Below are 26,416 nucleotides of genomic sequence, written 5' to 3'. Positions count from 1 at the left end.
TCTGAATATTCAAAATTTATTTATATAAAAACCAATGAATTAACTTTTGTTTGATTGAATTATCGTAAAAAGCTGCAACGCTTTACCATCTGTTAATAAAGAAACAAAGTGACAAATATGTAATAGTTGGTCATATAAAGTTTCTTTGGGTTGTTGGAAACGTTCGGGTAATAATTTTAGAATTAATTTATCGTAATTGGATGCGTTTCCTTGAAAATTGTTTATATATGCCGAACAAAATTTATCTAAAAGCGTGTTAATCACCTTGTAGCCAACTAATTCTTTTTCAATAACTTCTCTACTTTGGTAGACATTTTTTATACTGATTTGGATAATGTCATTCATTTGTGCTTTGTACTGACTTTTATCCATAATTGCAAAAGGAAAATCGCCGTTTAAAATTGCTGTTTCGTTCTCCATAAAAACGGTAACTGCATCTGAAATTAAACTTCCAATAGCTAGTGCTCTTAAATAACTAATTCGATCTTCTTTTGTGGTAAGTTCGTTGTATTTTTTGGCATCAATTCCAGTTTTTACCAATTTAATTAAGTATTCCAAAGCAAATTCTTCTTGAATTAATCCCAAATTGATTCCATCTTCAAAATCGATAATGGTATAACAAATATCATCAGCGGCTTCTACTAAATACGCTAACGGATGACGTTCAAATCCAATATCATTTCCTGATTTATTGGATATTAAACCTAATTCATTGGCAACCTCAACAAAAAATGCTTTGTCTTGTTGGAAAAAACCATATTTTTTATCGCAAATTTTTAATGTTGGTTTTTTGGGTAAACTTTCTTTCGGATATTTCATAAAAGCGCCTAGTGTAGCATACGAAATACGCAAACCACCTTCAATTCCTTCTCTAGAGGTAGTTAATACCGAGAATCCATTGGCATTCCCTTCAAAATCAATTAAATCTTGCCATTCTTTTGTAGTTAATTGGTCTTTGAAACGTTGGCCGTTTCCGTTTTTAAAATACTCGCCAATAGCTTTCTCTCCTGAATGACCAAAAGGCGGATTTCCAATATCATGAGCTAACGAAGCTGCTGCCACAACCGCACCAAAATCATTCATATGAAACCCATGAATTTCTCTCAAAGATGGATATTTTTCCAGTATTTTTTTACCTACCAAACGCCCTAAGGAGCGCCCAACTACTGAAACTTCTAAACTGTGAGTTAAGCGGTTATGAACAAAATCGGTTTTTGATAGCGGAATAACTTGTGTTTTATCTTGTAAACTTCTGAAAGCGGCAGAAAAAATGATTCGATCATAATCTACTTCAAAGCCCAAACGCGTATCGTCTTGTTCTTTACGCAAACGTTTACTGGTGTCGCCTTGTCTTTTTAAAGATAATAATTGTTCCCAATGCATCATACGGTTTTGGATTGAAGATTAATGGTTTTTGATTTAAGCATTCCCAATTTCAGAAAGTGAATTTTGCAACTCAACAATTTCATTGTACTTTTTAACATCTACTACGACTGTTTTGGCTATTGAATCATGCCAACCTCTTCCTTCATCACCTAAAAATGAAAAGGCTTCAAAAGGAATCATTCTCGAAAGTGTTCGGTATAAAATCTTATCTGCTTCAGGCTTTTGGCCATCTTCCGTAAGCACTTTGGTATTGGTTATGTATTTCCCTAATGTTCTTCCTGTTATAGTTTCAAAAACCATGTAATAAACAATTAATATTACAATGCCCAATGCATATTCTCCTAATGTTCCCATAGTATCAATCCACGCTACATATTCATAATCGCCTGTTATTTCGGAAATTATTGCCATAGCAATTCCAATGGCTCCACCAATAATTAATTGACCTATATAATCAATTATAAAATTTGCAAATCGTTTGCCTTTTGAAGCATACATTTGAGGCGTAATTTTAACTTTTTTGATAGAAGTTTCCATTAGTTATAATTTAAAGTTATTGAAGCGATTTTTATTTAAATAAGTAAAGAAGTATTACTTTTTATCGTTTGCCAAAAAGAAATTACTTGACTTTTTTGGGTATTGATTGTAGCTTTTATCACTCGGATTCTCAATTACCGATTTAATATTGACTTTGTCTCCTAATTTAAAATTTTTCGAAGCCTGTTGATAGTCCAACAAATAAGGACCACAAAAAAAGTTTCCGTTTTCATCTTTTTCTATGATTCCTGTATAAACGCCTTTTTGCTCTTTTGCCATAATTTTTATTTTTTCCAAATGTACGAATTGAAATGCAATTTTTTAAAACAAAAACAGCCATCTATTACGACAGCTGTTTCTATAATCTAAACTCTATTTACTAATTTCTATGTTCTTTTGTTATGAACCACACATTTCACAATCCTCTGGTCCAGCATTTTTTGCCAATTCAATCATGGCTCTGTATTCTTCTGCGGTCATTTCAACCGGTTCGTTTACTACAGGAATCGCTTCAACTTTTTCGTATTTTGGTTTAGATTCCACTTCTATTGGTGCTGCTACTTTATCATTATTCAAAGTAAACTTAATTGCATCAACTGCCGCTTTGGTTCTTAAATAATACATTCCTGTTTTTAAACCTGATTTCCAAGCGTAAAAATGCATAGAAGTTAATTTAGCATACGTAGCATCTTGCATGAACAAGTTCAGCGATTGCGATTGGTCAATAAAATAACCTCTTTGGCGACTCATATCAATAATATCTTTCATAGACATTTCCCAAACCGTTTTATACAATTCTTTCAAATCTGTTGGAACAGAAGGAATATTTTGTACCGAACCATTATGGCGCATGATTTCTTGTTTCATGGATTCGTTCCATAATCCTCTTTCTACTAAATCGTGTAATAAGTGTTTGTTTACTACAATAAATTCTCCAGAAAGCACTCTTCTAGTGTAAATATTTGAAGTATAAGGCTCAAATGCTTCGTTATTCCCTAAAATTTGAGAAGTAGAAGCTGTTGGCATTGGTGCTACTAACAATGAGTTTCTTACTCCGTTCGCCATTACTTCTTTTCTTAAACTTGCCCAATCCCAACGACCAGAAAGTTCTTCGTCTTTAATATTCCAAAGGTTGTGTTGGAATTCTCCTTTAGAAATTGGTGAACCTTCGAAAGTAGAATATGGACCTTCTTCTTTAGCCATTTCCATAGAAGCGGTTACAGCTGCAAAATATAAAGTTTCAAAAATTTCTTGGTTCAACTTTTTAGCTTCATCGCTAGTAAAAGGCAAACGTAGCATGATAAAAGCATCTGCTAAACCTTGTACTCCTAATCCAATTGGACGGTGACGCATATTTGAGTTTTCCGCTTCTAAAACTGGGTAATAATTTCTATCGATTACTTTGTTTAAGTTACGAGTTACGCGTTTTGTTACATTATACAACAATTCATGATTGAAAGCTCCGTTTTCAACAAACATTGGTAACGAAATAGAAGCCAAGTTACATACTGCAATTTCGTCTGGAGATGTATACTCCATAATTTCGGTGCATAAATTAGACGAACGAATGGTTCCCAAATTCTTTTGGTTTGATTTTCTGTTCGCTGCATCTTTGTACAACATATAGGGCGTTCCCGTTTCAATTTGTGACTCTAGGATTTTTTCCCAAAGTTCACGTGCTTTAATCGTTTTTCTGCCTTTTCCTTGTGCTTCGTAAGACGTATAAAGTGCTTCAAATTCATCGCCATAAACGTTATCTAAACCAGGACATTCGTTTGGACACATTAACGTCCAAGTGCTATCTTCTTCTACACGTTTCATGAATAAATCAGAAGTCCACATAGCGAAGAATAAATCTCTTGCACGCATTTCTTCTTTACCTGTATTCTTTTTCAAATCTAAAAATTCGAAAATATCAGCATGCCAAGTTTCTAAGTAAATAGCGAAACTTCCTTTACGTTTTCCTCCACCTTGGTCTACATAACGAGCGGTATCATTGAAAACACGTAACATTGGAACAATTCCGTTTGAAGTTCCGTTAGTTCCACGAATGTATGAACCTGTTGCACGCACATTGTGAATTGCTAAACCAATTCCACCCGCTGATTGCGAAATTTTAGCCGTTTGTTTTAACGTATCGTAAATTCCATCAATACTATCATCTTTCATAGTTAACAAGAAACAAGATGACATTTGAGGTTTTGGAGTTCCTGCGTTGAATAATGTTGGTGTAGCATGTGTAAAGAACTTTTTCGACATTAATTCGTAAGTTTCAATTACTGCTTCTAAATCATTCAAATGGATTCCTACCGAAACACGCATTAACATGTGTTGTGGACGTTCTACGATTTTACCGTTGATTCTTAGTAAATACGAACGCTCTAAGGTTTTGAAACCAAAGTAATCGTAATTAAAATCACGTGTATATATAATATGAGAATCTAAAAATTCTGCATTAGCTTGAATTACTTCATGAACCTCATCAGAAAGCAAAGGTGCTTCTTGATTGGTTCTTGGATTTACATAGTGATACATAGCACTCATCGTTTCCGAGAATGACTTATTGGTATTTTTATGTAAGTTTGAAATAGCAATTCTAGCGGCTAATTGCGCATAATCAGGATGTGCAATTGTCATAGAAGCTGCTGTTTCAGCTGCTAAATTGTCTAATTCTGATGTAGTAACTCCGTCATACAATCCTTCAATAACACGCATGGCTACTTTAACAGCGTCTACTCTGTCGTTTAAACCATAACATAATTTTTTAATTCTGTCTGTGATTTTGTCGAACATCACTGGCTCCTTATGGCCATCTCTTTTTACTACATACATAAGCTTTTAGTTTTTTGAAAACAGACAATCCCTTCTCTATTTTCTGGTTAATTGTAATCGTTTTTGTTTTGTTGTTTTTGCCACGAAGACACTAAGTCGCAAAGGCTTTTTTATAAATGAAAATATAAATATAGAGTTTAAAAATCCTTAATTTTTCTTTGTGCCTTTGTGCCTTTGCGGCTAATTTTTGCGTCTATTAATTAAAAATCAGCGTCGAAACTAATTTTACTTGATTCTGAATCCGAATTCATCACTCCAGCTTTTTGATATTCCGCTACACGTTTTTCAAAGAAATTGGTTTTTCCTTGTAACGAAATCATATCCATAAAATCAAACGGATTGGAAGAATTGTATACTCTATCACAACCTAATTCTACCAATAATCTATCTGTAACGAATTCCAAGTATTGCGTCATCAAAGTCGCATTCATACCAATTAAACTTACTGGTAACGACTCTGTAATAAACTGACGTTCGATATTTAAAGCATCAACAATAATTTCAGTGATTCTTTCTTTTGGTACCTTATTTACAATGTGATGCGTATGTAAGTGAACCGCAAAATCGCAATGCATTCCTTCATCACGAGAAATTAATTCGTTAGAAAAGGTTAATCCTGGCATTAATCCACGTTTTTTCAACCAATAAATCGAACAAAACGAACCTGAGAAGAAAATTCCTTCAACAGCCGCAAAAGCGATTAATCTTTCAGCAAATGAATCCGACTCAATCCATTTCAAAGCCCATTCTGCTTTCTCTTTAATTGCAGGAAATACTTCAATAGCATGAAACAATTGATCTTTTTCAGCCTCATCTTTAACATAAGTATCAATCAATAACGAATAGGTTTCGCTATGAATGTTTTCCATCATGATTTGAAAACCATAGAAAAATTTAGCTTCAGGATATTGTACTTCATTCACGAAGTTTTCTGCTAAATTTTCGTTTACAATTCCATCAGAAGCTGCGAAAAAGGCTAAAATATGTTTGATAAAATATTTTTCATCTTCGTTCAATTTATTGTTCCAATCATTTAAATCGGTATGTAAATCTATTTCTTCTGCTGTCCAAATACACGCTTCTTGTTTTTTGTACCATTCCCAAATATCTTGATGTTTGATTGGAAAAATTACGAATCGATCTTTGTTTTCTTGCAAAATAGGTTCCACTACAGCCATAGCTATTTGATTTTTATAATGTTATTGATTGGTTAATTTGATTGTTTTGGGGATTACAAAGTTTATCATTTGAATTGAAAAATGAAAGACAAACTTATTCACAATTGGGGTAAGTTTTTAACAATGTCTGGTTTTGTCAGGAAATTAATATATTAATTCAATGTTTTGATTTTCAATATATTACAAAACAGAAAAAGCGAATAGAATCAGCCGTTAACTACTGAAAAATCAATTGCTAACAACGCTTTTTTTGAGAAATTTTAAAGATTATTTTTTTAGTTCTTGAGCTACTTTTTCCAACTCATCATACCATTGCTGACCAAACTTTCTTACCAAAGCTTCTTTGACAAATTTATACACTGGAACTTCCAATTCTTTACCCAAAGAACAAGCATCATCGCAAATATGCCATTTGTGATAATTTACCGCAGAAAAATCGGAATATTCTTTGACACGAATGGGATATAAATGACACGAAACTGGTTTTTTCCAATCAACCAATCCTTGATTATACGCTTGTTCGATGCCACAGAGTGCTGTTTTTCCATCAAAAATTACATAAGCGCAATCCTTACCATCAATTAAAGGAGTTTCCAATTCACCAAAATCAGAAATCACATGAGTACCTTGTTCTTCGATAGCTAAAATTCCTTCTGGTCGAAGAAAAGGTTTTATTTTAGGATAAATTTCAGCTAAAATTCGAGTTTCTTCTTCATCTAGAGGCGCTCCCGCATCACCATCTACGCAACAAGCCCCTTTGCATGCAGACAAGTTGCAAACAAATTCTTTCTCTAAAATTTCTTCCGAAACGATGGTTTTATGTAGCTGAAACATGATGGGTTTGTATTAAAGTGCAAAGATACGATAAATTGGAAGAAGAAATAAGAAGTTAGAGGTTAGAATTTAGAGTCGGAATATCGAATTCAGAAACTCGAAATGATTATAGACTTTGGGTTTGATTATTGAACTTGTTCTTGAAATTGAAATTGATTTTTGCCCTTGCAATTGATAACGTATCGTTAAATTCTTCTTGTTATCTAACAGATTCCGTTATCTTTGCTTAAAATTTTAGTAAAATGTTCGACTGGAAAGAGATTTTCACCATCAGCATGATTTTATTTGCGGTTATTGATATTGTAGGAAGCATTCCTATTATTGTTGATTTACGTAGTAAAGTTGGGCACATTCAATCTGAAAAAGCAACTATTGTAGCTGCAGTCATTATGATTGCTTTTCTATTTGTGGGCGAAGAAATTTTAAAACTAATTGGAATTGACGCTAATTCATTCGCTGTTGCTGGTTCGTTTGTTTTGTTCTTTTTGGCATTGGAAATGATATTGGGCATCCGACTATACAAAGAGGAAAACCCAACTACGGCTTCTATTGTTCCAATTGCTTTTCCATTAATTGCTGGCGCCGGAACAATGACCACCATACTTTCATTGCGTGCTGCTTATGATAAAGTAAATATTATTATTGCTATAATCATCAACGTAATTGTAGTGTACGGTGTTTTGAAATCGTCTGGAAAAATCGAACGTTTATTGGGCGTAAATGGTTTGAGCATTATTAGAAAAATATTTGGTGTAATTTTATTAGCAATTGCGGTGAAATTATTTGCTTCCAATGTTCAAGGTTTATTTAATTAATTTTTAAAAAGATATGAAAATTGTTTCTTACATAGTTATTGCATTCGCCGCTATTTTATTGGTTTACAATGCAACAAAAGTTGACTTTACTAATCCGTTTGAAGGGGATAGCACTATTGCATTTATTGGAATTGTGGCTAGTTTGTGTGCCATCGTGTTGATGCTAATTTTTCTAATGTCAAAAATGATTGACGATAAAACTAAAAACTAATACTATGTTTGATGTTTTAGTGATTGGCGCTGGCGTTTCCGGCATTTCATGTAGTTTAATCTTAGGTTCAGCAAAAAACAAACCTTTTGCAACCGATAAAAAAATAGGATTAATTGCGCATCAAAAAGCTTCTTCTTTGCAAAATGCCATTTTTTATAACGCTTACGGCATTCCGTCTGGAAAATTAGGCGCTGAATTATTGGATGAAAGTTTGGAACAATTAACCAATAACTATCCGCATGTCACTCAAATTCATGGCGAAAAAGTATTGAAAATCGAAGGCGAATCACCAAATTTCACCATAATTACCAATAAAAACACCTACAAAGCTAAATCTGTAGTAATTGGAATTGGCGCTGGAAATCCTTTTACGATTGAAGGTTTAGAAAACTTCGTCATGCCACATCAGAAAGCAGCTCCAGAAAAAAATCGCATCCAACTGAAAAATAACGATCATTTGGTTACTGAAGGTATTTATGTTATCGGAGTTTTAGCTGGACATCGTAGTCAGTTGAGTATTGCTGCTGGAAGTGGCGCTGCAGTTGCCACTGATATTTTAACACTTTGGAACGAAGGAAAACCTGTTCAGGTTCATGATGCTTTGGGAAAATAATTTAATTTATTGTTCCAAAACCTTTTTAATCATCGCATCTTCTTTTAAAATAATGCTGTAATAACTAGCTTCGTCAAACAATTGGCGAACGAATTCTGCATACAAATACGTGAGAATTTTATCTTTTTGCGCATAGCTCATTAGCAATCCACTATCGGTAATGTGCTGTTTGAAAGCTTCAAAATATTTTTCGCTGGATTTGATTTCTTTTTCTAATTGGGTTTTCGATAACAAGTTGAATAACTTTCTATTAGTATCCAATTGTTCAAAAACAAAATAACTTACCAATCCCGATTGCATAATTAACATAGTAGCTTCTTCACCATGTTTAGCTTCAAACGGAACAAAAATATCAGGAGTGATTCCGCCGCCGCCGTAAACTGTTCTGCCTTTTTTGGTTTTAAATTTCAAACTATCGGCAATTTTAGCTTTGTCGGATTCGTACAATTCACCGCTTTCAAAACGTTTTTCAAATTCATTGAAATAGTTCTCTGCTTTGTCTTCATATGGTTTTTGAATCGAACGACCTGATGGTGTATAATATCTTGCCACTGTTAATCGAATAGCAGAACCATCGCCAAGTGGCATTTCACGTTGCACCAAACCTTTTCCGAAGGAACGACGACCCACTATTGTGCCTCTGTCATTATCTTGAATGGCTCCAGCCAAAATTTCACTAGCAGAAGCGCTATTTTCGTTTATTAAAACAAATACTTTTCCTTTCTCAAACGTACCATTTTCTGTAGCGTAAGTTAGGGTTTCTTTGCCTTGTTTATTGGTAGTTTTAACAATCAAAGCTTTATTTGGAAGTAACTCGTCAATAATCTGAACCGCTCGTTCCAAATAACCACCACCATTATCACGAACATCAATAACCAAAGTTTCCATACCTTTGGTTTGCAAAGCGCTTAATTCTTTTTTGAATTCATCATAAGTAGTTTCTGCAAATCGGTTGATTTTGATGTAACCTACTTTATCTGTCAATTTTAAACCAATATCAACACTTTTAATGGGAACTCTATCGCGAGTAATGTTTAACTTGAATTTTTTATTGGTAGCTTTTCTGTAAATTTCTAAATTAACTAATGAACCCACTTCTCCTTTCAGCTTCGAAAACAAGGTGTCATTAGAAATTTGTTTACCAAAAAGCGTATAATTATTAGCAGATAAAATACGATCGCCTGCCAATATTCCTGCTTTATCCGAAGGTCCGTTTTTTATGGGTTTGATAACTGCAACTGTATCGTTGTACAAATAAAAATTTACACCAATACCAACGAAATCTCCTTGCATACTTTCGCTTACAGCAACCAATTCTTTTTGGTCAATATACACGGAATGTGGATCTAAATTTTCAAGAATCTTTGTAACCGTTAAATCAACTATTGAATCGGTATTAACGGCATCCACATATTCGCGTTCAATGTAATCTAATAATTTATTGAGTTTGTTTTTGTTGGCATTTTTTCCAGAATATATCGAAGCATTCGAATTGAGTTTACTTCCCAATAAAAGTCCAATAGCTACAGAAACAGCTATGATTATTGGAAGATATATTCTATTGGTTTTCATTTTATGTTAAATCTGTAATCAAATCTACTTCAACTCCGGCTTTTCTTAGGAAATCAATGCCAGAGCAATCTTTGTATTCTTCATGATAGACCACGCGCTTAATTCCTGATTGGTGAATTAATTTACTGCAATCTTTACAAGGCGAAAGTGTAATATATAACGTAGCACCTTCACACGATTGTGTGGAACGGGCGACTTTTAAAATCGCATTAGCTTCAGCGTGTAAAACGTACCATTTGGTTAAGCCGTCTTCTTCCTCGCAGCAATTTTCAAATCCTGATGGTGTGCCGTTATAACCATCAGAAATTATCATTCTATCTCTAACAATAATAGCGCCCACTTGTTTTCTTTTGCAGTACGAAAGTTTGCTCCATTCTTTGGCAATTCGCAAGTAGGCTTTATCGTATTTATTTTTTTTTGACATCTTATCTATTCCAAATTTCACTTTCAATAATCATCGGTAAAACCACTCCAATAATGAATGCTGACATCACTAATGCCCAATCTCTTTTCGAAAATCTAAAGAACGTTTGTACGATGTATGAAAGTATTAAAACAATGAAAACCACAATTAACTGAGCCGCTTCAATTCCAAGGGCAAATTCCAAAAGTGGTAGTAATTTATCAGAAGCATCACCTGGTAAAATCGATTTGAAATAACTCGAAAAACCTAATCCATGAATAATTCCAAAGAAAAGTGTAACAATTGCCACAAAAGAAATACTTTCATTTTTAGACGATTTCCCAGCGGTAAACAAATGAAACACCGCAGTGACCAAAATCGTAATTGGAATTAAAAATTCTACTAATGTTGGGTTGATATAAACCACTCCAAAAACCGATAAAATCAAACTCAACGTATGACCAACCGTAAACAATGTTACCAATAACAAAACACGTTTCCAATCTTTAAACGCATACGGAACCATAAGCGCAATTAAAAACAACACGTGATCGTAACCGTTTATATCTAAAACGTGGTGCAAACCTAACTTAAAATACAACCAAAATTCGGACATAGTAATTCAATTTATGGGAATTTCAAACTTACGATTTATTTTAGAAATATGGAAAAGCTTTCATAAAAGCTTAGGAAAAAAATATTTTTTTATTTTCGTGTGAAAAAGCACAAAAAAACTCCTCTTCAGGAGTTGTTATTATTTTGCTTTCGCCATAAATTCTTCGGCTTTTTCGACCATATTTTTGCTTCCGCAGAAAATTGGCACACGCTGGTGTAATTCCGTGGGTTGAATTTCCATGATTCTTTGGTAACCATCTGAAGCTTTTCCGCCAGCTTGTTCTGCTAAAAATGCCATTGGATTACATTCGTATAACAAACGTAACTTTCCATTTGGTGCTTTTGAACTTGTTGGATAGATGTAAATACCGCCTTTAATCATGTTTCGATGAAAATCAGAAACCAAACTTCCAATGTAACGCGATGTATAGGGTCTGTCGCCTTCTTCCATTTGGCAGTATTTCAAATAATCTTTCACACCTTGTGGAAAATGGATGTAATTTCCTTCGTTAATCGAGTAGATTTTTCCATCTTCTGAATATTTCATATTAGGATGTGACAAATAAAACGTTCCAATTGCTGGATTCAAGGTAAATCCGTTTACGCCGTGACCCGTTGTATAAACTAACATAGTTGATGTTCCGTAAATCACATAGCCAGCAGCTACTTGTTGGGTTCCAGGTTGTAAAAAATCTTCCAATTGCACTGGAGTTCCCACTGGAGTTACTCGTCTATAAACAGAAAAAATCGTTCCCACAGAAACATTTACATCAATATTTGACGAACCGTCCAATGGATCCATCAAAACCACATATTTATTGTTGTGACTATTATCAGCTCCAGCAACTGTAATGAAATCGTCGTTTTCTTCAGAGCCAATTCCGCAGACAATTTCACGATTAATTAAAGTTTGAATGAAAACTTCATTGGCATAAACATCTAATTTTTGTTGGTCTTCGCCTTGAATGTTTTGTTCGCCAGCAGCGCCCACGATGTCAACCAATCCAGCTTTGTTTACTTTGTAATTTACCACTTTAGCCGCTAAACGAATCGAGTTCAAAATTCGGGATAACTCACCTGAGGAATATTGAAAAGCATTCTGATTTTCGATAATAAATTCGCCTAAGGTTTTATTTCTTTCTTCCATGGTAAAAATGTAGTTGTGTTTTGTGGCACAAATATCGGTTTTTTTGTGAAAAGATTAAATTATTTACCAAGATGTTTTACTTAATCTTACATTTGTGTCAAATTTCATTCTAATGCAAGTTCGACAAGGCACAAAAGCCGACATGAAAGCCGTTTTAAGTCTTATTCAAGAGTTAGCCATCTTTGAAAAAGAACCTGATGCTGTGGTTATTACCGAAGCGGATTTGATTCGTGATGGCTTTGGAGAAAATCCATTGTTTCACACATTTGTTGCTGAAGAAAATGGAGAAATTATTGGTATGGCTTTGTATTATTACCGCTATTCTACTTGGAAAGGCAAAACCATTCATTTAGAAGATTTGGTAGTAAGAGAAAACAAACGCGGCACCGGAGCTGGATTTGCTTTGTACAGCGCCATCATCGAGCAAGGAAAAAAAGACAACGTACGAAGAATCGAGTGGAATGTTCTAGATTGGAATACCAATGCCATTCACTTTTACGAAAAATCAGGAGCAAAAGTCTTACCTGATTGGCGCGTGGTTCACATGGATGAAAATGGAATCGAAATTTTTACAAATAAATAATATTTAGGAACACAGATTTTTAAAATTATAAAAATTTCTAAAATCTGTGTTCCAAAAATCTTGATACTTAATACTAAAATCTTAATACTTTTAGGATGAAAATTTTCAAATTTGGTGGCGCTTCGGTAAAAGATGCGGCGGGTGTTAGAAACGTGTTGCACGTGTTGCAAACGGTTGGTCATGAAGATGTTTTGGTAGTTATTTCTGCGATGGGAAAAACTACAAATGCTTTGGAATTGGTAATAAAAAATTACTTCGAAAAATCCAAAGAATTACACGCTTCCATGCAAGAAGTTCGCAAATACCATAACCAAATTGTCCTTGATTTGTTTGAAGACGAAGAGCATCCCGTATTCTTTGATGTGAATGCGCATTTTGATGATTTGGAATATTTCATTCGCAGTAATAAATCGCCTAACTACAACTTTGTTTATGACCAAGTGGTGAGTTTTGGTGAATTAGTTTCTACTACCATTGTGAGTCATTTTTTCAATTCGCAAGGATTAGAAAACACTTGGATTGATGTGCGACCGTTAATCAAAACCGATAACACGTATCGAGATGGACAAGTGAATTGGGAAATCACACAAAAAAACATCATCAAAGCAGCCAAAAAGAAAACGTTACAAATTACCCAAGGATTTTTAGGTTCCGATGAAAATAACTTTACTACAACTTTAGGTCGTGAAGGTTCCGATTATACTGCGGCTATTTTCGCGTATTGTTTGGGTGCTGAAAGTGTAACAATTTGGAAAGATGTTCCAGGAGTTCTAAATGCCGATCCAAGATATTTCGAAAATGCGATTTTATTGAACCAAATTTCCTATCGTGAAGCCATTGAATTAGCGTTTTATGGCGCTTCGGTTATTCATCCAAAAACGTTGCAGCCATTGCAGAAAAAGGAAATTCCATTGTTTGTTAAGTCGTTTTTAAACCCAACATTAGCCGGAACAAGTGTTTCCAAAGGCGCCGATTTAGAGCCAAAAACATCGTGCTTCATTGTGAAGAAAAACCAATTGTTATTGTCGCTTTCTTCGATTGATTTCGATTTCATTATGGAAAATCACATCAGCGAAATTTTTGGTTTATTTGCCAAACATAAAATCAAAGTGAATTTAATCCAAAATACCGCGATCAGTTTCTCGGTTTGTTTGGAAGATAAATACCAAACCTTTCAAGAATTAGTAAAAATCTTGTCCAAAAAATTCAAAGTAACGTATAATGAAAATGTGTCGCTTTACACGATTCGTCATTTTGATGAAAATTCCGTTCAAGTGGTTGAAACCAATAAAACCGTTTTACTGAAACAAATTTCAAGAGAAACGTTGCAAATTGTGACGAAAGAATGATTTTAAAATATAAAAGTTTTTTATCTTTATAAAAAAGTTATAAAATGAAAATCAAAGATTTAGATAAATATACTAATGCTGAAAAAATCCTTTTAGCAGAAGAACTTTGGGATAGTGTTGCCAAAGATAAACTTGAATTGTCTGATGCCTTGAAAGAAGAATTAGACAGAAGAATTGCTTTGGTTGAAGAAGACAAAACCGAATTTTATACTTGGGATGATGTTAAAAGCATACTGAAAAAAAACAGAAATGCATAAATTAGTTTTTACCAAAGAAGCATTATTAGATATTGAAAATATTGGTATTTGGTACGAAGAACAAAGAATAGGTTTGTCTTATGATTTTGAATTATGTTTGGAAGAAGTAATTAGTCAAATTGCTAGAAATCCTGAACATTTCCAAGTTCGTTATAAAAAAGTCAAAATTCGTTTTCTAAAACGATTTCCATATGGTGTTCATTATTTGTTGTATTCCAATAAAATCACAATAATCGGTGTTTTTCATACTTCTCGCTCACCTATCAATTGGTCAAAAAGAATCAAATAATTCCAACAATTAATACTACTTTTGAACGTCAAATGAATATAAAAAATAATGAAAATTAAGAGAAATTCTGACAATTGGTTTGATGTTGTTTTTGGAACTTTAGCTAGTTTTTTATTTTTAATTCCAATATTTATTTTTCCTTTAGTTGTTTTTGAAATCCAAATTCAAACTCTTTATTTTTTATTTCCATTGATTTATACGATTTACGAACAATGGAAATCAAATCATTTTTCTGAGTTTACTACAAATTTTACAGAAAAAGAGAATTTAGAAATTTTAGAAATTGTATTCTCAAAGTTACAATGGAATCATTACATAAGTTATGGTGAAATTAAAATTGAGAAAAACAAATTCTTTCTTTTACCATTAGATGTTACTTTTCAGCTTAGGAGTAAGATAATTTATTACAATTTTGGATATGAAAACCTCATCAGAGGCGGAAGACTAACTTTTCTTTTAGGATTAGCCACAATTCAAAAATATATTTTCTTGTATCAATTAAAAAAAGTAATTACTGAACAACGGATGCGCAAGTAACAAACAAAATCCTTCCTTTTTTCCAACAATTAATACTACTTTTGAAGATTCGGAGTTATTATACGTATGAAGAAAAAGTGGTTGGTTTGGTTTTTTGTATTGCTATTTGCTGGCGTTTCGGCTCAGGAAATAACAACACCCTATCATTCCAAAAAAATCACGGTTTCAAAAGATACGATTGCCATTGAAATAGTCAGTATCAACAAAGCTTTCTTCAAAATTTTAGACAAAAATGGCGTGGCTATCGACACTTCATTTTACCAAGTCGATTTCCAAAAAGGAACGCTACTTTTCAAAAATAATTTCGTTACTTCTGATACTTTGGAAGTGAAATACTTGAAATTTCCTGATTATTTAACCAAAGTCTACAGCATTTACGATGATTCCAAAGTTGTTCCCAATGAAGCCGGACAATTATTCACCATTAAAAACGAAACCCGACAAAATTTCAAACCTTTCGACGGATTGAACACTTCGGGAAGTATTTCTAGAGGAATTACGGTGGGAAACAACCAAAATACTGTTGTTAATTCCAATTTAGATTTGCAAATCACTGGGAAAATTTCGGATAAAGTTGGGATTCGCGCTTCCATTCAAGACAGTAATATTCCATTGCAAGAAGGCGGTTATTCGCAGCGATTGGATGAATTTGACCAAATTTTCATCGAACTTTTCTCCGACAATTGGAACATTCGAGCGGGTGATTTGTTTCTTGAAAATCGGCAATCACAATTCTTGAATTTCAACAAAAAAGTGCAAGGATTATCTACTCATTTTACCTTTGGAACACCCGAGAAAAAAACCGAAGTCTTTGCTTCAGCGGCTTTAGTTCGTGGGCAATATGCTAGAAGTAATTTTGTAGGTCAAGAAGGCAATCAAGGGCCGTATAAATTAAGAGGAAACAACGGTGAATTGTTTGTTTTGGTTATTTCGGGTTCGGAACGGGTTTTTGTGAATGGAATTTTGCTCAAACGTGGCGAAAACAACGATTACATCATCGATTATAACGCAGGTGAAATCATTTTTACATCTTTATTTCCAATAACTTCCGAAATGCGAATTAGCATTGAATACCAATATACCGATAGAAATTTCACGAGATTTTTGGCTTATGGCGGTGTGATGCACGAACGCGAAAAGTTTAAAATTGGTACGTTTATTTATTCGGAAAATGATGTAAAAAACCAACCATTACAACAAAATTTAACCGAAGAACAAGTGGCGATTTTGCAAAATGCTGGCGATGATGTCAACTTAATGAATGCGCCATCTGCTTACTTGGATTCGTTTTCGGAAAATAAAATTTTGTATCGCAAAGTCATCATTGGAACGGAAGAAGTTTTTGAATTTTCAAACAATCCTGATGAGGAATTGTACAACGTTCGCTTTTCATTCGTAGGGCAAAATCAAGGAAGTTATGTGTTAGCAAACAACAATGCCATTGGTAAAATTTATGAATATGTTGGCCCGCTACAAGGCAATTTTGAACCCACCATTCCATTAATTGCTCCCAATAAAATCCAAATTGCCACGGTTTTAGGAAGTTATATGCCGAGCGAAAAAACTACCATTGATTTTGAATTTGGACTAAGCAACAACGATAGGAATTTGTATTCCAATTTAGACGATAACGACAACCAAGGAATTGCTGCCAAAATCAATGCGAAACAACGTTTGTATTCAGGAAAGTTTTTTGCTGATGCTTTTGCGAATTTCCAATTTGTGCAAGATGATTTTAGAACCATTGAACGTTTGTTTACCATTGAATTTAATCGTGATTGGAATTTGAATCAGCCGTTGGGCAATCAAAGTTTATTGACAACGGGTTTGGATGTTAACTTCCAAAAAAACGGTTTTGCCAAATACCAATTAGAAAAACTCGATTTCTCCGAAAATTTCACTGGAACCCGACATTTATTACTCACTCAATTGAAGCACAAAAAGACTACTTTTTCCACTGATTTTAGTGCCATGAACAGCGATGGAACTTTGGCAAATTCAACTTTTATCAGAAATCAATCGATGGTGCGACAACATATTGATAAAAATTGGATTGGTGGCACTTTTCGTCATGAAAACAACCAAGAAAAATTGGCTGAAACTAACCAATTGAGCGCTATTAGTCAGCGGTTTTCAGAATTTGGGGGATTCATTGGAAGAGGCGATTCTACCAAAGTTTTTGTGGAATTGGGTTATTTTCATCGGGTGAATGATAGTATTCAAAATTCGGTGTTACAGCGTGTGAATCGTTCGGATTCGTATTATGTGAAATCACAATTGATTAAATCAGAAAAAAGGAATTTAAGTGTTTTTGTCAATTACAGAAATTTGCAATTTGAAGACCAAAACCGAAAAGATGAATCCTCTTTAAATTCGAGAATTTTATACAACGACAACTTTTTCAATAGCTTGATTCAAACGTCAACCGCTTATGAAACGTCATCAGGAACTATTGCCCAACAAGAATTCACGTATTTAGAAGTAGAACCTGGACTTGGTGTTTATATGTGGAACGATTACAACAACAACGGCATTCAAGAATTGCAAGAATTTGAAATTGCACCTTTTCCTGATTTGGCGCGTTATGTTCGAGTATTTTTGCCTAATCAAATATTCGTTGGAACCCATCAAAATAAGTTTTCGCAAGCGATTAATTTTAACGGATTGGCTTGGCAAAATGAAAAAGGAATCAAGAAGTTTTTCTCTCATTTTTACAACCAAATGACGTTATTGGTAGAGCGAAAAAATTTGCGCGATTCCAATAATTTCGATTTGAATCCGTTTTCAAAAAGTGATAACAGTTTGGGATTGAACAATAGTTTCAGGAACAGTTTATTTTACAATCGAGGCAAACAAAAACATTCTACAACTTACACTTTTATTAAAAATGAAATTCGAAATTTATTGAACGTTGGTTTTCAGGAAAATACGATTACTTCACACCAATTGCAATATGTGCATTTGTTTAAGAAAAGTTGGTTGTTTGAAGCGCTTCAAGTCATTGGAAACACCACGAGTGAATCCGAGAATTATTCTCAAAGAAATTTCGACATTCAATCTTCAGAAATTAGTCCAAAAATATCGTATTTATTCTCAAAAAATGCAAGTTTAGGGATTTTCTACCAATACAAAAATCAAGAAAACACGATTAATGCTTTGGAAGTTTTGAAGCAAAATCGTTTTGGAACCACTTTCACTTTCAATAGTGAAAAAGGATTTACGGCAAATGGCGAGTTTTCATTGGTAGACAATCAATTTTCTGGAGCTGCGGCATCGCCTGTTGGTTTTCAAATGTTACAAGGATTGCAAGTGGGCAAGAATTCCGTTTGGCGATTATTGGTACAAAAAAATATTACCCAATATTTAGACATTAATATTAATTACCAAGGCCGAAAATCAGAAACCAGTCAAACAATTCATACCGGAAATATTCAATTAAGAGCATTTTTTTAGCAAATAATTTATTTATAACAAGCTAAATACCTATTTTTACGAGCTATTTTTACCCCAAATAAAAAATGAAGAAATTTATAGTTATTATTACCTTTTTAAGTTTATCAACAAATGTCTTTGCGCAATTAAGTAATAGACATTGGATACCGCCGTTGCATGCGCGTCAAGCTAACTTAGTAGAAGATCATTATTTATATTTATCAACACCTGTGGCTTCACCTATTCAAGTAGTTGTAAAATTAGGAAATGGAACTCCAATAATTGGTTCCCCTTTTACAATTTCTCAGGGTAATCCAATAACAATTGAACTTGGATTTTCTCAACCTTCTATAATGTTTTCGAACACTAATGAAGTAAATACGCCCGTAATTGATAAAGGTTTAATATTAGAAAGCACTAAAGATTTTTATGCTAGTTTTCGTGTGCGCTCACAAAATCATGCTGAAATTTTAGTTTCAAAAGGAAAAACTGCTTTAGGAACTTCATTTAGAATTGGAAGTGTTCCACAAGAATACGACAGTGGAATAAGAAATTTTGTAACTAGTTTTATGGCTACAGAAGATAACACCACAGTTTCGGTTTCTGATTATGAAAGTGATGTTGTCTTTATTACTCCTTCGGGAGATAATAGCTATGCGTCTCAAACTTTTAATTTAAACAAGGGCCAAAGTGTAGTTTTGGCAGGTAACTCTTCATATCCGTCAAATTTAACTGGTTTTGTTGGAGCCTTAATAACATCTGACAAACCAATAGTAGTAAATACGGGTAATGCAACTGGTGGTGCTGGGCCAAGTCCGGGCGGAGGAAATTCAGGTCAAGATTTCAATTTAGATCAAATTGTACCAGTTGAAAAAGTGGGAAAAGAATATATTATAGTAAAAGGGAACGGCAGTAGTAATTCTGAATTCCCTTTAATTATAGCTACAGAAAATAATACAGAAATTTTTGTGAATGGAAATCCTCTTCCTGAAGTTGTAATGCAAGCTGGTGATTTTTACAAAGTTCCCAATGGGTTTTATCAAGGCACTACCTCTCAAAATATTTATGTTAATAGTTCAAAACCAATATACATGTATCAGGTTTTAGCCGGGAGTACTAGCGATGCTACTTCGGGATTAAACTTTATTCCACCTTTAAGTTGTTTTTTTCAAAAAAGTGTAGATTTAATTCCTGATGTAGACAATATTGGAGGCATTCAATACCAAAGCGATGTGTTTATTTTAACAACTACAGGCTCTTCTGTTTCGATTAATGGTAATATCACAACAGTTATCCCAGAAAATGTATTAGGAAATCCTAATTGGGTAACTTACCGAATTTCTAATATGCAAGGAAATGTTGTTGTTACTTCAACTGGCCCACTTGCTGTTGGTGTTTTTGGATTTAGTGGTGCAGCGGGTTTTGCTGGTTATTATTCAGGTTTTGGTAGTGAACCAGAAGATAGTGAAACTATAATTTGCACCAACAACATTATTAATTTATTTGAAAGAATTCCAGGCAACCCCGAGCCAGGAGGAACTTGGATCGTTCCTGATGGAGCACCACTATTAAATGGTGATTTATTTAACCCATCAATAAACATTGAAGGCTTATACACTTACTCCTTTTCTATTCTCTGTGAAGGGGAGCAACTTAATACAAGTATAAGTATTGATGTAAGTTTAGAAGAAGGACCTAATCCTGGAAATAATACAAGTATCAATTTTTGTAGTTCGGACCCTGTTTTGGATCTTACTACTTTATTAGGCTCATCATTAACACCTGGAGGGACTTGGAGTTATAATGGAATCGCAAGACCTAATGGTTTATTTGATCCTGCAATTGATCTTTCAGGTAATTATACATATACATTAGAAGCAACTTCAGTATGTGAGGCAACTTCAGCGACTGTTTCTGTAACAATAAATCCATCTCCAATACTTTCAACTATTCAGCCATTATTAGTTTGTGATGATAATTTGCCTTCAGATACAGATGGTGAAACTTATTTCCTTTTAACAAATAAAAATACTGAAATCATTGGAACGCAAACCAACGTTAATGTAAAATACTTTGCAAATGAAATTGATGCCATTGCTAATAATAGCAACAACATAACAAACATTAGAGCTACATCTAATACTATAATTTATTATACCATTACAAATCAATTCAATTGTTTCACGGTTGGATCTTTTGAATTAATTGTTGCTCCTTTACCAATTGTAAACTCAATTGTAAATCTTAAACAATGCGACACAGATACTGATGCTATTACTGATTTCAATTTAATTCAAGCAAATTCAATTTTGTCTGATGATTTTATCAATTTAGCATTTACTTATCATACAAGCGAAATTAATGCATTTAACAATACCGGACTAGTTTCAAACCCAACTCAGTTTAATGCCTCAAATGGCTCAATCGTATGGGCTAGAATTGAAAATGAAAACGGTTGTTTTAGAACAGCACGAGTAAACTTATTAGTTTCTACTACTTCATTAAATTCATCAAACGCTTTCACTATCACTGAGTGTGATGATTTAATTGACGCAAACAACACCTTTAATGACGGAATTGATGTTTTTGACTTAACTCCGGCATTTAATTACTTTTTAAGTTTGTTTCCTACAAATCAAAACCTTATTTTGAATTTTTATGAAAATGCAAGTGACGCTCTTTCAGAATCTAATCCTATAACCAACCTTTCTGCATACAGAAACACTGTACCAAATACTCACAATTTATGGGTTAGAATAGATAGTACTATAAATAACGAATGTATTGGTCTTGGCGATTTTTTAACACTAATCGTAAATCCTTTACCTAATATAAATTTGGGTGATGATTTTGTTTTATGCGTAGATCCAATTACAGGCCTAGGTTCGCAAATCATTGATGCAACACCTAGCGAACCGGGTAATTATAGTTATGTATGGAATCCAATAAATCCAAATGGAAATTCACCGTTCTATGACGTTACACAAGGTGGTAATTATTCTGTTATTGTTACTAACAACATTACAGACTGTGTTAATTCTGATTCAATAATTGCAAACTTTTCTTCTGAACCAGCAATATTTAGCGCAGAAGTTGCTACTCCAGCATTCTCGTCGGGAAGCACGACTATTGTAGCCATGGCTTCTGGAGGTTTTGGAGAATATGAGTATAGTTTAAATCTTGTGGATTGGCAATCAAGCAATGTTTTTACGGATTTGCCTAATGGTTCTTATGTAGTTTATGTTAGAGATATTCAAGGCTGTGGGTTATTAAATTCAGGAACATTATTTGCTTTAACGTATCCTAACTTTTTTACTCCAAATGGCGACGGTTATCATGACACTTGGAATATTGCGAATTTAGACCCAAGTTACGAAGCTAAAATATTTATTTATGATCGTTATGGAAAATTAATTCGCCAAGTTAATCCAAACGGTGAAGGCTGGGATGGAACTTTCGCCGGACAACTACTTCCAGCAACGGACTATTGGTTTAGAATTGAATACAAAGAAAACGGAACTGCCAAAGAATTTAAATCGCATTTTAGTTTAATTAGATAATAAAAACGAAGCTTGGTTAATACTAAGCTTCGTTTCCTTTTTATTTTTATTTATGAATTTATTTATTGCACTTCAAACTGTAAACATTGAGGACAAAGTAAAAAACGCTCCTGATAACAACTACGAAATTGGTCTAGTCATTGGAAGTTATTTACCTTTTGTTTTCTTAGTAATTATAGCTTATTTATTGTACTTCAATGCAAAAAAAAGAAGCAAAAAACAAGAGTAACCATTTCAAACTTTCCTTGTTTTGAGCCAACCCGTGATGCTTAATCTTTCTTTTTTAACAGGCTTAACTTCATGTTCTAATACTTGACTTTCAAAAACAACCACTCTACCTTTCATGGGCAAAATTGCTATCTCTTCATTTTCTTTATAGATGACCAATTCTCCGCCAAATTCTTCTTTCCAATCTTCTTCGTTTAAATAACATACAATTGACAGTTTTCTTCTTGAATCATTTTGGAAAGTGTCCAAATGCTTTTTATAAAATGTTCCTTCAGGATAAAGAGCATAATGAAATTCTTTATCTTGAATTCCCAAAAAACAGGTGCGATTCATGTATTGAACAAAATCCTCTACTTTTCCAAAAAATAAACTTTCTGCTTCATTTGCATTATTCTCGTCTATCCACGAAATAAAATCACCTCGAATCGATTTTATAATTTGTTCATTGAATTGATTCCCAATTGCTGCTTTTTTGAATTCATCCTCTTGGTGTTTTGAGAGTAATGAATCCCTTAAACTAGTTGTTTCTGTTTCTGAAAAGAAATCATCAACAATACTAAATTGCTGATTTAAAAGATCATCTATAATCTTTTCATATTTGGGATTCAAATTAAAATCGCTCATATATTTTGGAATAATAACATGCAAATATACTGCAAAATTCAACGCATTTTAAGTGGTGAATATTTATTACCTTTGCAATGAAATTACATCAAAATGAGCAATATTAGAATCACCAAACAATTTTCTTTTGAAACAGGCCATGCTTTATATGGTTATGATGGAAAATGTAAAAATGTTCACGGACACAGCTACAAATTATCAGTAACCGTAATTGGAAAACCCATAACAGATACATCCAATGTAAAATATGGAATGGTGATTGATTTCGGCGATTTGAAAAAAATTGTAAAAGAGGAAGTTGTTGATGTTTTTGATCATGCTACCGTATTTAACCAAAATACCCCTCATATTGAATTAGCACACGAACTTCAAAACAGGGGACATCATGTGATTTTAGTAGATTACCAACCTACAAGTGAAAATATGGTAATTGATTTTGCTGCTAAAATTTCAAACCGACTACCTCAAAATATAACTTTACATTCACTGAAACTTCAAGAAACGGAGACTTCCTTCGCCGAATGGTATGCTAGTGATAATATTTAAAAGAGTATAATTTTCAATACAAAAAAAGCCCTAAAATTTTTCAATTTCAGGGCTTTGGTAATCTAATTTGGTTAACTTAAATAACTATCTTACTTCTTAACAATTAAGAATTCACTTCGTCTGTTTTGTGCGTGTTCCTCTTCTGTACACTTGGTGCAGTTCACTTTTGGCTCACTCTCTCCAAATCCTTGTCCAGAAATACGCTCTTTTGCAATGCCTTTCGAGATAATGTACTGAACAGTAGCTTTTGCTCTTCGATCCGATAAATTCATGTTGTATTTATCACTTCCTCTGTTATCGGTGTGGGATTTAGCAAATATGACCATCTCTGGATACTCGTTCATTACCATCACTAACTTGTTTAACTCCTCAGCTCCTTGCGCCGTGATGTTGCTCTTGTTGAACTCAAAGAATATCGGTGCTAAAATCACTTCCTTCTCTGTTATAACTGGCATAATTGGATTCATCAAAATCTCAATTGTCGTCTCGCCTCCTTCTGATTCTTGCATAGTAGCTATTGCATTCTCAAATCCTGTCTTTGTTGCTTGGAAGTTATATACCATTTCGCAATTCAATCCGAAATTTGTAGTTCCCATTTCAGTTGTAGTTTGTGTAGCCGCAAGTACATTTTTAGCGTCCATTGCGCTAACTGTTGCACCTTCTATCAAAGCACCTGTTTTTGCGTTTTTAGTAACCACCAAAGCGTTTACACCACAAACTGGTATAGCCACGTAAATATTGTCTACTCCTGCTCTATTACTTGAAAAGAAGGCTACTTTCTTGCTCTTATTGAACGTAAATGAAAAATCATCTTTCTCTGTATTTACTGGAGCTCCAATGTTAGTTGCTTCAGTTGGTTTGTTCATATCTACTTTATAGATATCAAAACCTCCAAAGCCTTGTCTGGCATCTGAAGTAAAGTACAATACATTGTCATCCGCAATAAATGGAAAACTCTCGTTTCCTTCTGTATTGATGTTCTTTCCTAAGTTCTCTGGTGTACCGTATGTATCGCCATCTACACTTACTTTCCAAATGTCTTCTCCACCTAATCCCCCTGGCATATCCGATGAAAAATAAAGCGTTTTCCCGTCTTTGCTAATACTTGGGTTTCTTACCGAGTACGACTTATTATTCATTGGAAGTGGTTTTACACTAGTCCACTTATCGCCCTCTTTGGTAGCTTTATACAAGTAGATTCTTCCTTTTTTTATAGTTTGCTCCGTGGTAGTTGTTTTTCCTTTTTCAAATTCCTTCTCATTGAAACTCTCACTTCCAAAGTACATCGTGTTTCCATCGCTAGAAATAGCTACGGGCCCGTCATGCCATTTGGTATTTACATCACTTAGTGGTGTAGCTTCGCTAATGGTTTTGTTTTCATTGAACGTAGCTTTATAAATATCCAAATATGGCTCTTCGTTCCATCCGTGTGTTCTGCGAGATGTGTTTCTTGCACTTGTGAAATAAATCGTGTTATCGTTAGCTAATACCGCTCCAAAATCACTCTTATCGCTACTGATATCTGATGGGGTAATATCAAATAACTTCGCCTGTGATTTAACCGCTGCAAGATAATTTGGATTCGATTTGAATGCTTTGGCTCTTTGGTCATTAGGCGCTAAGGTGGCAAACTGCTCCATTTGCTTGTTAGCTTCTTGGTAGTTACCTTCTGCTTTAAGCATTTGGGCATATTTATAATACGTTTCTGCCTCTTGCTTTTCTTCTACAAGTTTTGAAAACCACTTTACAGCTTCTTTGGTATTAAAAATATTGTAATAACTCTCTGCTAATTGTTTTACTACATACGTATCTGCATCGCCTTTATCGGCTAATTTTAAATACTCTTGAGCGGCTTCAACATATTCGTAGCGCTCAAATAACTTATCCGCTACTCGGGTTTGTTTGTTTTGTCCCTGTGCTAAACTAACAGCTAAAACAAAACTTAAACTTAAATATATATTCTTCATTTTTTTTGTGCTATTAGGTTAGAAAAATCTCGGTGAACTTGATACCTTTTTCGGGAAGTTTACATCAAACAACAAGATAATCTCGTGCGAAGAAGGTGTAGTTACTTTTAAATCCGATACAATATGATCATAGGCATAACCAATACGTAAATTAGGTAATACCGCATAATTAACCATAGCGCCAAAACTATCATCTAAACGGTAAGTTGCACCAATCTCAAACTTCTCGTTGAATAAAAAGTTCGTAGATAAATCTAACGATGCTGGAACATTAAAGGCTGACTTTAACATGAAAAAGGGTTTAAATTTCACGTTCTCTGTTACATCAAAAACATAGCCTCCAGTTAAAAAATAATGACTCGTCTCCGATCCAAACTCGTACTCATCTCCATTTTGACGAATGTCCAAATGCTTTGACTTTAACATATTGGGAACCGAAAATCCTAAATAATACTTATCCGTATAATAGAAAAATCCTGAACCAATATTAAAATAAGTATTGTTTATGTTTTCTTGAAAAGCCGGATCATTGGGCTGTGGCAACGTATTGTAAATATCACTAAACAACCCCACTTTATGAAACGTAAGTCCTGCTTTTAATCCAAAAGCTAACTTATGCTCGCCTCCTAAATTAATCGTGTACGAAAAATCCCCGTAAACATTGTTCTCCTCTACAGGACCAATCTTATCCGATATAACACTCAATCCCAATCCAACATTCTTGCCAACTGCAGAATGACCAAAAAAGGTAGCTGTCGTAGGCGCATCCTCGATCTCAACCCACTGCTTTCTATATAACAATCCCATCGATAAATTCTCCTTACTACCAGCATACGCCGGATTCATAATACTCATATTATACATGTACTGCGTATAATGGGGATCCTGTTGTGCTTGAACA

General features: G+C 34.0%; 25 protein-coding genes. 12 read left to right on the top strand and 13 right to left on the bottom strand.

Annotated features, from left to right (window positions below):
* Positions 1-39: 39 nt before the first annotated feature.
* The 6 genes from dgt to DPN68_RS11910 all read right to left on the bottom strand — a co-directional run bounded on the left by dgt (position 40) and on the right by DPN68_RS11910 (position 6,767).
* A complete protein-coding gene (dgt, locus tag DPN68_RS11935; protein ID WP_113989874.1) occupies positions 40-1,383 on the bottom strand; it encodes a dGTP triphosphohydrolase in 1,344 nt (447 codons plus the stop codon).
* Positions 1,384-1,419: 36 nt separating this feature from the next.
* Entirely contained in the window at positions 1,420-1,923 is a 504-nt protein-coding gene (locus tag DPN68_RS11930) for an RDD family protein (RefSeq protein ID WP_113989873.1), read from the bottom strand.
* Positions 1,924-1,977: 54 nt separating this feature from the next.
* A complete protein-coding gene (locus DPN68_RS11925; RefSeq protein WP_113989872.1) occupies positions 1,978-2,202 on the bottom strand; it encodes a hypothetical protein in 225 nt (74 codons plus the stop codon).
* Between the two features lie 120 nt (positions 2,203-2,322).
* A complete protein-coding gene (locus tag DPN68_RS11920) occupies positions 2,323-4,755 on the bottom strand; it encodes a ribonucleoside-diphosphate reductase subunit alpha (protein WP_113989871.1) in 2,433 nt (810 codons plus the stop codon).
* A gap of 200 nt (positions 4,756-4,955) precedes the next feature.
* A complete protein-coding gene (locus DPN68_RS11915) occupies positions 4,956-5,933 on the bottom strand; it encodes a ribonucleotide-diphosphate reductase subunit beta (protein ID WP_113989870.1) in 978 nt (325 codons plus the stop codon).
* Between the two features lie 267 nt (positions 5,934-6,200).
* Positions 6,201-6,767 carry a DUF3109 family protein gene (locus DPN68_RS11910; protein ID WP_113989869.1) on the bottom strand — a complete coding sequence of 189 codons (567 nt, stop codon included), beginning with the start codon at positions 6,765-6,767 and terminating at the stop codon, positions 6,201-6,203.
* A 242-nt stretch (positions 6,768-7,009) separates the two neighbouring features.
* Here DPN68_RS11910 and DPN68_RS11905 point away from each other — a divergent pair, with 242 nt between their 5' ends.
* From DPN68_RS11905 to DPN68_RS11895, 3 genes are read left to right on the top strand one after another with little or no spacing between them, the layout of a single operon-like run.
* Positions 7,010-7,582 (top strand): MarC family protein, encoded by a 573-nt coding sequence (locus DPN68_RS11905; protein ID WP_113989868.1) that lies wholly within the window; start codon positions 7,010-7,012, stop codon positions 7,580-7,582.
* A gap of 13 nt (positions 7,583-7,595) precedes the next feature.
* Positions 7,596-7,793, top strand: coding sequence for a hypothetical protein (locus tag DPN68_RS11900; protein WP_113989867.1), 198 nt, complete (start codon positions 7,596-7,598; stop codon positions 7,791-7,793).
* A gap of 4 nt (positions 7,794-7,797) precedes the next feature.
* Positions 7,798-8,406 carry an FAD-dependent oxidoreductase gene (locus DPN68_RS11895; protein WP_113989883.1) on the top strand — a complete coding sequence of 203 codons (609 nt, stop codon included), beginning with the start codon at positions 7,798-7,800 and terminating at the stop codon, positions 8,404-8,406.
* A gap of 6 nt (positions 8,407-8,412) precedes the next feature.
* On the opposite strand, the gene DPN68_RS11890 is transcribed toward DPN68_RS11895, so the two are convergent.
* The 4 genes from DPN68_RS11890 to fbp all read right to left on the bottom strand — a co-directional run bounded on the left by DPN68_RS11890 (position 8,413) and on the right by fbp (position 12,143).
* Positions 8,413-9,978, bottom strand: a complete 1,566-nt coding sequence (locus DPN68_RS11890) for a S41 family peptidase (protein ID WP_113989866.1) — start codon at positions 9,976-9,978, stop codon at positions 8,413-8,415.
* Between the two features lies 1 nt (position 9,979).
* Entirely contained in the window at positions 9,980-10,402 is a 423-nt protein-coding gene (locus tag DPN68_RS11885) for a deoxycytidylate deaminase (RefSeq protein WP_113989865.1), read from the bottom strand.
* 1 nt (position 10,403) lies between these two features.
* Positions 10,404-10,997: a HupE/UreJ family protein gene (locus tag DPN68_RS11880; protein WP_113989864.1), complete on the bottom strand. Its 594-nt coding sequence runs from the start codon at positions 10,995-10,997 to the stop codon at positions 10,404-10,406.
* A gap of 138 nt (positions 10,998-11,135) precedes the next feature.
* Positions 11,136-12,143 carry a class 1 fructose-bisphosphatase gene (fbp, locus tag DPN68_RS11875; protein WP_113989863.1) on the bottom strand — a complete coding sequence of 336 codons (1,008 nt, stop codon included), beginning with the start codon at positions 12,141-12,143 and terminating at the stop codon, positions 11,136-11,138.
* 112 nt (positions 12,144-12,255) lie between these two features.
* Here fbp and DPN68_RS11870 point away from each other — a divergent pair, with 112 nt between their 5' ends.
* The 8 genes from DPN68_RS11870 (at position 12,256) to DPN68_RS13260 (ending at position 22,379) form a co-directional block, all read left to right on the top strand.
* Entirely contained in the window at positions 12,256-12,726 is a 471-nt protein-coding gene (locus DPN68_RS11870; RefSeq protein WP_113989862.1) for a GNAT family N-acetyltransferase, read from the top strand.
* A gap of 95 nt (positions 12,727-12,821) precedes the next feature.
* Positions 12,822-14,075 carry an aspartate kinase gene (locus tag DPN68_RS11865; RefSeq protein WP_113989861.1) on the top strand — a complete coding sequence of 418 codons (1,254 nt, stop codon included), beginning with the start codon at positions 12,822-12,824 and terminating at the stop codon, positions 14,073-14,075.
* A gap of 44 nt (positions 14,076-14,119) precedes the next feature.
* Entirely contained in the window at positions 14,120-14,332 is a 213-nt protein-coding gene (locus tag DPN68_RS11860; protein WP_113989860.1) for an addiction module protein, read from the top strand.
* The gene (locus DPN68_RS11855) at positions 14,325-14,621 is read left to right on the top strand and encodes a type II toxin-antitoxin system RelE/ParE family toxin (protein WP_113989859.1); all 297 of its coding nucleotides are present in this window, start codon (positions 14,325-14,327) and stop codon (positions 14,619-14,621) included. Before DPN68_RS11860 ends, DPN68_RS11855 begins: the two co-directional genes overlap by 8 nt.
* A 48-nt stretch (positions 14,622-14,669) precedes the next feature.
* Entirely contained in the window at positions 14,670-15,158 is a 489-nt protein-coding gene (locus tag DPN68_RS11850; protein WP_113989858.1) for a hypothetical protein, read from the top strand.
* Positions 15,159-15,224: 66 nt separating this feature from the next.
* Positions 15,225-18,611, top strand: a complete 3,387-nt coding sequence (locus DPN68_RS11845) for a hypothetical protein (protein WP_113989857.1) — start codon at positions 15,225-15,227, stop codon at positions 18,609-18,611.
* 65 nt (positions 18,612-18,676) lie between these two features.
* Positions 18,677-22,150, top strand: a complete 3,474-nt coding sequence (locus DPN68_RS11840; RefSeq protein ID WP_113989856.1) for a T9SS type B sorting domain-containing protein — start codon at positions 18,677-18,679, stop codon at positions 22,148-22,150.
* 52 nt (positions 22,151-22,202) lie between these two features.
* The gene (locus DPN68_RS13260) at positions 22,203-22,379 is read left to right on the top strand and encodes a hypothetical protein (protein ID WP_164496747.1); all 177 of its coding nucleotides are present in this window, start codon (positions 22,203-22,205) and stop codon (positions 22,377-22,379) included.
* 5 nt (positions 22,380-22,384) lie between these two features.
* Here the strand turns inward: DPN68_RS13260 and DPN68_RS11835 are convergent, their stop codons facing one another.
* The gene (locus DPN68_RS11835; protein WP_113989855.1) at positions 22,385-23,002 is read right to left on the bottom strand and encodes a 2OG-Fe(II) oxygenase; all 618 of its coding nucleotides are present in this window, start codon (positions 23,000-23,002) and stop codon (positions 22,385-22,387) included.
* 93 nt (positions 23,003-23,095) lie between these two features.
* Between DPN68_RS11835 and DPN68_RS11830 the strand changes: the two genes are divergently transcribed.
* The gene (locus DPN68_RS11830) at positions 23,096-23,548 is read left to right on the top strand and encodes a 6-pyruvoyl trahydropterin synthase family protein (RefSeq protein ID WP_113989854.1); all 453 of its coding nucleotides are present in this window, start codon (positions 23,096-23,098) and stop codon (positions 23,546-23,548) included.
* A gap of 89 nt (positions 23,549-23,637) precedes the next feature.
* Here DPN68_RS11830 and DPN68_RS11825 read toward each other — a convergent pair whose 3' ends face one another.
* Both DPN68_RS11825 and DPN68_RS11820 read right to left on the bottom strand, forming a co-directional pair.
* Positions 23,638-25,515 carry an OmpA family protein gene (locus DPN68_RS11825; RefSeq protein ID WP_113989853.1) on the bottom strand — a complete coding sequence of 626 codons (1,878 nt, stop codon included), beginning with the start codon at positions 25,513-25,515 and terminating at the stop codon, positions 23,638-23,640.
* Between the two features lie 18 nt (positions 25,516-25,533).
* Positions 25,534-26,416 (bottom strand): PorP/SprF family type IX secretion system membrane protein (locus DPN68_RS11820; RefSeq protein ID WP_113989852.1); only part of this gene is annotated, 883 nt, incomplete at its 5' end.

Source organism: Flavobacterium tibetense, assembly GCF_003293845.1.
In the GTDB taxonomy this organism is placed as follows: domain Bacteria; phylum Bacteroidota; class Bacteroidia; order Flavobacteriales; family Flavobacteriaceae; genus Flavobacterium; species Flavobacterium tibetense.
This window is presented reverse-complemented; position numbering and strand designations above follow the sequence as displayed.

What these genes read in the sequence shown, in the direction of transcription:
- dgt (WP_113989874.1), bottom strand. Translation starts at nt 1,383, where the DNA reads ATGCATTGGGAACAATTATTATCTTTAAAAAGACAAGGCGACACCAGT.
- DPN68_RS11930 (WP_113989873.1), bottom strand. Translation starts at nt 1,923, where the DNA reads ATGGAAACTTCTATCAAAAAAGTTAAAATTACGCCTCAAATGTATGCT.
- DPN68_RS11925 (WP_113989872.1), bottom strand. Translation starts at nt 2,202, where the DNA reads ATGGCAAAAGAGCAAAAAGGCGTTTATACAGGAATCATAGAAAAAGAT.
- DPN68_RS11920 (WP_113989871.1), bottom strand. Translation starts at nt 4,755, where the DNA reads ATGTATGTAGTAAAAAGAGATGGCCATAAGGAGCCAGTGATGTTCGAC.
- DPN68_RS11915 (WP_113989870.1), bottom strand. Translation starts at nt 5,933, where the DNA reads ATGGCTGTAGTGGAACCTATTTTGCAAGAAAACAAAGATCGATTCGTA.
- DPN68_RS11910 (WP_113989869.1), bottom strand. Translation starts at nt 6,767, where the DNA reads ATGTTTCAGCTACATAAAACCATCGTTTCGGAAGAAATTTTAGAGAAA.
- DPN68_RS11905 (WP_113989868.1), top strand. Translation starts at nt 7,010, where the DNA reads ATGTTCGACTGGAAAGAGATTTTCACCATCAGCATGATTTTATTTGCG.
- DPN68_RS11900 (WP_113989867.1), top strand. Translation starts at nt 7,596, where the DNA reads ATGAAAATTGTTTCTTACATAGTTATTGCATTCGCCGCTATTTTATTG.
- DPN68_RS11895 (WP_113989883.1), top strand. Translation starts at nt 7,798, where the DNA reads ATGTTTGATGTTTTAGTGATTGGCGCTGGCGTTTCCGGCATTTCATGT.
- DPN68_RS11890 (WP_113989866.1), bottom strand. Translation starts at nt 9,978, where the DNA reads ATGAAAACCAATAGAATATATCTTCCAATAATCATAGCTGTTTCTGTA.
- DPN68_RS11885 (WP_113989865.1), bottom strand. Translation starts at nt 10,402, where the DNA reads ATGTCAAAAAAAAATAAATACGATAAAGCCTACTTGCGAATTGCCAAA.
- DPN68_RS11880 (WP_113989864.1), bottom strand. Translation starts at nt 10,997, where the DNA reads ATGTCCGAATTTTGGTTGTATTTTAAGTTAGGTTTGCACCACGTTTTA.
- fbp (WP_113989863.1), bottom strand. Translation starts at nt 12,143, where the DNA reads ATGGAAGAAAGAAATAAAACCTTAGGCGAATTTATTATCGAAAATCAG.
- DPN68_RS11870 (WP_113989862.1), top strand. Translation starts at nt 12,256, where the DNA reads ATGCAAGTTCGACAAGGCACAAAAGCCGACATGAAAGCCGTTTTAAGT.
- DPN68_RS11865 (WP_113989861.1), top strand. Translation starts at nt 12,822, where the DNA reads ATGAAAATTTTCAAATTTGGTGGCGCTTCGGTAAAAGATGCGGCGGGT.
- DPN68_RS11860 (WP_113989860.1), top strand. Translation starts at nt 14,120, where the DNA reads ATGAAAATCAAAGATTTAGATAAATATACTAATGCTGAAAAAATCCTT.
- DPN68_RS11855 (WP_113989859.1), top strand. Translation starts at nt 14,325, where the DNA reads ATGCATAAATTAGTTTTTACCAAAGAAGCATTATTAGATATTGAAAAT.
- DPN68_RS11850 (WP_113989858.1), top strand. Translation starts at nt 14,670, where the DNA reads ATGAAAATTAAGAGAAATTCTGACAATTGGTTTGATGTTGTTTTTGGA.
- DPN68_RS11845 (WP_113989857.1), top strand. Translation starts at nt 15,225, where the DNA reads ATGAAGAAAAAGTGGTTGGTTTGGTTTTTTGTATTGCTATTTGCTGGC.
- DPN68_RS11840 (WP_113989856.1), top strand. Translation starts at nt 18,677, where the DNA reads ATGAAGAAATTTATAGTTATTATTACCTTTTTAAGTTTATCAACAAAT.
- DPN68_RS13260 (WP_164496747.1), top strand. Translation starts at nt 22,203, where the DNA reads ATGAATTTATTTATTGCACTTCAAACTGTAAACATTGAGGACAAAGTA.
- DPN68_RS11835 (WP_113989855.1), bottom strand. Translation starts at nt 23,002, where the DNA reads ATGAGCGATTTTAATTTGAATCCCAAATATGAAAAGATTATAGATGAT.
- DPN68_RS11830 (WP_113989854.1), top strand. Translation starts at nt 23,096, where the DNA reads ATGAGCAATATTAGAATCACCAAACAATTTTCTTTTGAAACAGGCCAT.
- DPN68_RS11825 (WP_113989853.1), bottom strand. Translation starts at nt 25,515, where the DNA reads ATGAAGAATATATATTTAAGTTTAAGTTTTGTTTTAGCTGTTAGTTTA.